The 6747-nt window shown below is 50.1% G+C and carries 4 protein-coding genes; 2 read left to right on the top strand and 2 right to left on the bottom strand.

The window, feature by feature from the left end:
- Positions 1-38 precede the first annotated feature (38 nt).
- Entirely contained in the window at positions 39-1991 is a 1953-nt protein-coding gene (locus OIK42_RS20340; protein WP_273643036.1) for a transglycosylase SLT domain-containing protein, read from the bottom strand.
- 420 nt (positions 1992-2411) lie between these two features.
- Here OIK42_RS20340 and fadB point away from each other — a divergent pair, with 420 nt between their 5' ends.
- Positions 2412-4562, top strand: a complete 2151-nt coding sequence (gene fadB, locus OIK42_RS20345; protein ID WP_273643037.1) for a fatty acid oxidation complex subunit alpha FadB — start codon at positions 2412-2414, stop codon at positions 4560-4562.
- A gap of 20 nt (positions 4563-4582) precedes the next feature.
- Positions 4583-5746 (top strand): acetyl-CoA C-acyltransferase FadA, encoded by a 1164-nt coding sequence (gene fadA, locus OIK42_RS20350; protein ID WP_273643038.1) that lies wholly within the window; start codon positions 4583-4585, stop codon positions 5744-5746.
- Positions 5747-5852: 106 nt separating this feature from the next.
- On the opposite strand, the gene OIK42_RS20355 is transcribed toward fadA, so the two are convergent.
- The gene (locus OIK42_RS20355) at positions 5853-6416 is read right to left on the bottom strand and encodes a chorismate--pyruvate lyase family protein (RefSeq protein ID WP_273643039.1); all 564 of its coding nucleotides are present in this window, start codon (positions 6414-6416) and stop codon (positions 5853-5855) included.
- Positions 6417-6747 lie beyond the last annotated feature (331 nt).

Raw genomic sequence — 6747 nt, forward strand, 5'->3', positions numbered from 1 at the left:
GTTTTTATCATTTAATTTTGCGTAACCCTACCATTTGATCAGGGTAAAGTCAGGCTGTCCGCCGACACTTTCATGCGACTTAAAGTGTCAAATAACTCGGATTGCTGCCCCAGCTGAACCTGATATATATACCGGTACGCCATCACCGCTTTGACGTAATGTCGGGTCTCGTGATAGGGAATGTTCTCTATCCAGATATCAAGTTCCTGCTCCCCCTCCGTCGGCAGCCACTGCAAAACCCGCCGCCAACCAGCGTTATAAGATGCAGATACCAGTACCGGATTATGGTTGAGCTTATCGTTGAGGTATTTCAGATACTGCATGCCAAACTCAAGGTTTTGTTCAGGTTGGAGCAGCGAACTGTAACTGACCTTCTGTTTACTGATGTAATTGACGGTACCCGGCATCAGTTGCATCAGGCCCCGCGCACCAGCCGGGGAGACGGCGTCGACCATAAAGGAGCTTTCCCGGCGGGCGATGGCCATGGCAAACGCTTGATCAACGTCATGCTGACTCGCCCGCTGACGGAACTCGTCAGCAAACGCCAGCGGAAAACGGCGTTTCACATCGCTGTAGTACCCTGTATTGGCAAATCCTATGATAGCCTGGTCGTGCCAGCCCCAGTCGCTGGCAATCAGGGTTGCCGCGTGTTGTTCCGCGTTGGTGAGTCGCTGGTTTAAATGGTACCACTCGCGCCTTGCCTCCACAAAACGCCCTAACTTGAACCATTCATAGGAGCGCTGTACCGCGGGTACTGTGCTTACTTTCGCTATTGTGTAGTCACTGACTACCAGGGGTCTGTCGGCAAGTTGTGGTTGCTGTTGTAAGCGGGCGCTCGCCAAAAACCCATAGTAGTGTCGTTCATCTGCAAGTGCAGTGAACAGTTGCTGTTGTTCCTGATGGAATCCCAGCTCCCCTAAGCTACGAGCGCGCCAATACCTCAATGCGCTTTGTTGTTGCTCCTCAGGCGGCGCTGACTCAATAACACTGAGTACCTTGGCCCAGTCCCGTTGCCGCAGCCAATAGGCAAGATGCCAGTGACGCACGTCCTCATCCGCCGCCGGAACATTCGCTCTGGATAACCACTCTTCGGCACTGGACTCACCTTCGAGCACTGAATTAATCGCAATCGCGCGTTCAATCTCACGAATTTGCACATCATTAAAGCTAACCTTGTCCTGCCAGTACTGAAATGCTTTGATTGCTTTTTCCGGCGACTGCCACGCTAGACGAATAAGCCCGTAGTACAGAACAGGCCGCTCCCAGCGCGGATAACGGCCAGGAAACTCCCTGTACCTGAGTACGGTTGTTGGATTACGGTGTGTGGCACGCCACAAGGCTACCAGGTAATGATAAGAATCCGGCAGGCGGCGTTGCAAATATCCCAGTAAATTACGGTCACCACCGCGAATCACCTTTTCGACACGTTGTAACACCATGTCTGTGGTCATCCGTCCGTTTTTTTTCCACACCGCAAATACCGGATCACACTCTTTGGGCTGCGAGTCACCCGACAGCCACAGGTCATCAACTTGTTCGAACCAGTAATCGGGAGTGTCTGTAAGTTGTAGCTGATAGTCGAGGTAGGTACAGGTGTAACGAGTGCCGAGTCCCGGTTGATAGGCGTCGATGAAAACCGCTTTGCGCGCTCTTTGACTGAGTAAATCCAGCCAGCGCTTGCGTAACCGATCAGCAATGGGTGTACCGGCATAGCGGGCGAGAAACGCCTCAACGGTGTCATCACTGAGATTTGCCAGGGTACGTTCTGCCAGCCGCAGTTTCAGGTAAGGCACTAACGGATAATTCGCTAACTCTTCAATATCGGCATGAATAGCCGGCAATTTCGAAACAGGCAGCGAGTTCAGTTGTTTTTCAAGGCTTAAAAATTGCTCGCGTTGCTGATTGCGCAAGGCGCCATCCTCTGCCCAGGATGACTGGCATACGATATAGCTTGCACATGCAAACAATACTAGCCAAAACGATTCCCGCACAGCATCTCCTCTGTTGCCAGTTGATATCAGTCTACACAATTCAGTTTAAGCCTATTCACTGACGCATAACAGCCTTTTTAAATAAATGATGCGCGACAACTAGCTGGGCAAAAAGCCATCAGCGATGCTACCCTCATAGGGAGTAAGCTGCACCAATCAAGCAGGTTATGCCCCCTGGCAGGTCGAAGGTGGCAGTGTCACCGCCGTAAAAACGCCTGCTATACACAACTATAAGTAAATTAAATAGGCCTCTGACGGCTTGAAAACATTAGCTTTGATGCCATTTATACAGCAAAATTGAAACAGTCGTTTGAATTTGTGTTGAAATTTAACTCTGCATTGGAAAGAATCAGGGGTTATAAAGAGTACGCGCCTCCCTACAACTTTTAATTTCATGCGTGATGCTGAAAGGAGACAACAATGATTTACGAAGGCCAAAATCTAACGGTTGGGCTGTTAGATAACGGTATAGCCGAGTTAGTGTTTGACGCGGCTGGATCGGTTAATAAATTTGACCGCCAGACGATCGATGAATTAGATAAAGCAACCCAGGCGATTGCTAGCGATCCTGATGTTAAAGGTGTTGTAGTCCGTAGCGTAAAATCCGCATTTATTGTTGGCGCTGATATCACTGAGTTCACGGCGATGTTCGAGCAACCGGAAGAAGAAATACTTGAATGGGTTGCCAGAACGTCGCAAGTATTTGACCGCTTTGAAGATTTAGCCGTACCGACGATTGCCGCTATTAACGGCTTCGCATTAGGCGGCGGTTGCGAAATGGCGCTGGCTTGTGACCTGCGGGTTGCGGATACCACCGCCGCCATTGGCCTGCCTGAAGTTAAGTTAGGCCTGATGCCCGGCTTTGGTGGCACAGTGCGCCTGCCCCGACTAATTGGCTCTGATAACGCTTTGGAGTGGATGACCACAGGTAAAGACCGTAAAGGTCAGCAAGCACTGGATGAAGGCGCCATTGACGCCCTGGTTGCACCTGAAAAGCTCGTTGACGCTGCTCTTAGTATGGTTAACGACGCCATCGCAGGTCGACTTGACTGGCTGGCACGCCGTACAACCAAAAAGGCCCCGCTGAAACTGAACAGCAACGAAGCTATGATGAGTTTCTCTACCGCACAGGCATTTGTTGCCGCCAAAGCAGGCAAGCATTACCCGGCGCCGCATATGATGGTTGAAACCGTTAAAAATGCCGCAGGTCTGGACCGTGACGGCGCTCTTGCGCTGGAAAACCAGGGTTTTGTAAAACTCGCCAAAACCGATGCAGCGAAAGCGCAGGTAGGCATTTTCCTGGCCGACCAGTTGGTGAAAGGCAAAGGTAAAAAACTGTCTAAGTCAGCCACTAAAACTGTAACCACTAACGCCGTGCTCGGCGCTGGTATTATGGGTGGCGGTATCTCCTATCAAAGCGCAGTGAAAGGCTTGCCGGTAATTATGAAAGACATCAATCAGAAGGCGCTGGACCTGGGCCTGTCTGAAGCTGCGAAAATTCTTAACAAAGGGATGCAATTAGGCAAAGTTGACGCCGATAAAATGGCGTCAACCCTTAACAGCATTACCCCTACTTTAGAATACAGCGCCATAAAAGATGTCGACATGGTGATCGAAGCGGTTGTTGAAAACCCGAAAGTGAAGAGCTCGGTACTGAAAGAAACCGAGCAGCATGTTGGCAATGAGACGATTTTGTGTTCCAACACGTCGACTATTTCGATAAACCAGTTAGCCGAAAGCCTTGAGCGGCCTGAGTTATTCTGTGGCATGCATTTCTTTAATCCGGTACATCGCATGCCCCTGGTAGAAATTATCCGCGGTGAGAAAACCTCAGACGACACCATTGCCACCGTCGTCGCTACCACGCTTAAGATGGGTAAAACCCCGATTGTGGTTAACGATTGCCCTGGCTTTCTGGTCAACCGGGTATTATTCCCTTACTTTGCCGGCTTCTCCAAACTGGTTCTTGACGGCGCCGACTTTACCGCCGTAGATAAAGTGATGGAGAAACAGTTTGGCTGGCCTATGGGTCCTGCCTATCTGCTGGACGTCGTGGGCATGGACACTGCCGATCACGCCGCCTCGGTAATGGCCGACGGCATCCCGGAGCGGATGCAAAAGATAGCCAATGATCCGGTAACGCTATTGTTTAAAAACGATCGCCTCGGCAAAAAGAACGGCAAGGGCTTTTATAACTTTAGCAAGGATAAGCGCGGCAAACCCACCAAGGATGCGGCAGAAGAGGCCTATGCCCTGATTAAGCCACAGCAATCTGATGAACAGACATTCACTAGCGAGGAAATTATTGCCCGCCTGATGATTCCTATGGCCAACGAAGCGATTCGCTGCCTGGAAGAAGGCATTGTGGCAAGTGCTGAAGAAGCTGATATGGCGCTCATTTATGGTCTGGGCTTCCCCCCCTTCCGCGGCGGTATTTTCCGTTATATTGAAACTATGGGATTAGCGAATTTTGTCGAACTTGCCGACAAATACGCTCATCTTGGGCCGATTTACCAAATTACTGACGGCGTACGAAAAATGGCCGCAGACGGTAAGTCATACTTCGCATAATCACCTTAGGAGAATAAATAATGAAAGATGTCGTAGTAATAGACTGTATTCGTACCCCCATGGGTCGTTCCAAGGGTGGTGTTTTCAGAAACGTTCGCGCCGAAACGCTTTCCGCACATCTGATGAGCGCGCTGCTGGCGAGAAATCCCGGTGTTGATCCCAGCGAAATTGAAGACATTATCTGGGGCTGTGTGCAACAAACTAAAGAACAGGGGTTCAATGTTGCCCGTAACGCACAACTGTTAACCAATATTCCACGCAGCACTGCCGCAGTCACCGTTAACCGTTTATGCGGATCGTCAATGCAGGCATTGCACGATGCCAGCCGTGGTATCATGACCGGTCAGGGAGATGTATACATGATCGGTGGTGTTGAACACATGGGGCACGTACCGATGACGTTCAATTTGGACTTTCATCCGGGACTGGCTAAATATACCGCGAAAGCGTCGGGCAATATGGGCATGACCGCCGAATTGCTGGGCCGTCAAAATGGCATTACCCGCGAAATGCAGGATGCTTTCGGTGCGCGCTCGCATCAACGCGCTCATCAGGCTCACCTGGAAGGCCGTTGGGCTAACGAAATCGTGCCCACCGAAGGTCATGATGCCGACGGCGTACTAAAGCTTATTGATCACGATGAAGTTATTCGTCCTGAGACCACCACCGACACACTATCAGGCCTGCGACCAGTATTCGATCCGGTAAACGGCACTGTTACCGCTGGTAACGCGTCGGCCATTTCTGACGGTGCATCCGCCATGTTATTGATGTCTGCTGAGCGCGCTAAAGCTCTGGGCCTGACGCCCCGGGCGAAAATCCGCGCAATGGGTGTAGCAGGTTGCGATGCGGCAATCATGGGCTATGGCCCGGTACCCGCTACCCAGAAAGCCCTTAAGCGAGCCGGCATGAGCATGGATGATATTGAGATTGCCGAGTTCAACGAAGCCTTTGCAGCACAAGCGTTAAGCTGTATTAAACAGCTGGGTTGGCTGGATAAATATGATGACAACGTGAACCTCAACGGTGGTGCCATAGCACTTGGCCACCCACTGGGATGCTCCGGGTCACGGATCAGCACGACGTTGCTCAACCTGATGGAAGCGAACAACAAGTCGGTGGGGTTAGCGACCATGTGTATCGGCCTTGGTCAGGGTATTGCAACGATATTTGAACGGGTTTAATCAGCACACTCAACCAAATCAAGGGCGCGTTAGCGCCCTTTTTATTGCCTAGCGGTTAACTAACTACTGCCCCTTGCTGTGTATTTTTCGCAGCAATCCGTCGCCGCTAGCAATAAGCAGAAAACGGAAACCACTCGGTGATTTCTATTGCTATTGCTCCGGACACTTTGATGACGTAAGTCCGGTAAGCGCATTGCTCAGTCACAGACTTATCTTCTAAAGCGTCACTAACAGTGCCAATATCGAGAATTTCCCGGTAGGTTTCGAGCCCCTCGTCACGTAATAACTCACCTATACCGATTTTGTTCGCAATTAATTTTTCTGCGGTGTCAGCTGACAGCAAACTTAAATTGATATAGGAATCTGCAAAAGCATAAACCGTTGTGGTTTTGACACCGCTCAAATTGACCTTACGATGCAGGTAACGTTGGCCTTCTTCTTTTGTTAACGCAATGGTATTACTCACCGACGACAGCACATCCTGAAGAGTATTATTAACCATTACCGGCTCCCAGAAATAGGCTTCCAGTGATTTGGTAACGGTGCCATCGGTAACCAGTAATGTTCTGAGAAATGCAGGAAGTACAGACAGATCTATACGTTCACCTTTTCGGTTTACTATTGTATCGCCAGCGACAAAGCCCCGGCTCTTAAACGACTCCTGTATCAATGGTTACTTCCTGAGTGTCGAAATAGGTCGTTAATATACCATAACCGGCTCCTTTTGGTTTTTTAAACGGGCGCGGGTTTAGTGGGTCTGTTGGTAATTAATCGTGTTCAAAACAGTGGTAGTGAAAAGTGAAGTAGTGAAGTAGCAAAGCGTGAGCACGCTGTTTATTGCGATATACATGACAGCGCGTGATATACCAGGCGTGTTAGCGTTATTGCTATTTTCGGGCAGAAACAAAAAAGGCCCACTCATTTGAGTGGGCCTTCTTCTTAATTGGAGCCTGGCGGTGTGCTACTCTCACATGGGGAGACCCCACACTACCATCGCCGCT

The sequence above is a fragment of the Alteromonas gilva genome (assembly GCF_028595265.1).
Classification (GTDB): domain Bacteria; phylum Pseudomonadota; class Gammaproteobacteria; order Enterobacterales; family Alteromonadaceae; genus Alteromonas; species Alteromonas gilva.

Excerpts from the sequence above, each read along its gene's own strand:
- fadB (WP_273643037.1), top strand. The coding sequence starts at position 2,412 with ATGATTTACGAAGGCCAAAATCTAACGGTTGGGCTGTTAGATAACGGT.
- fadA (WP_273643038.1), top strand. The coding sequence starts at position 4,583 with ATGAAAGATGTCGTAGTAATAGACTGTATTCGTACCCCCATGGGTCGT.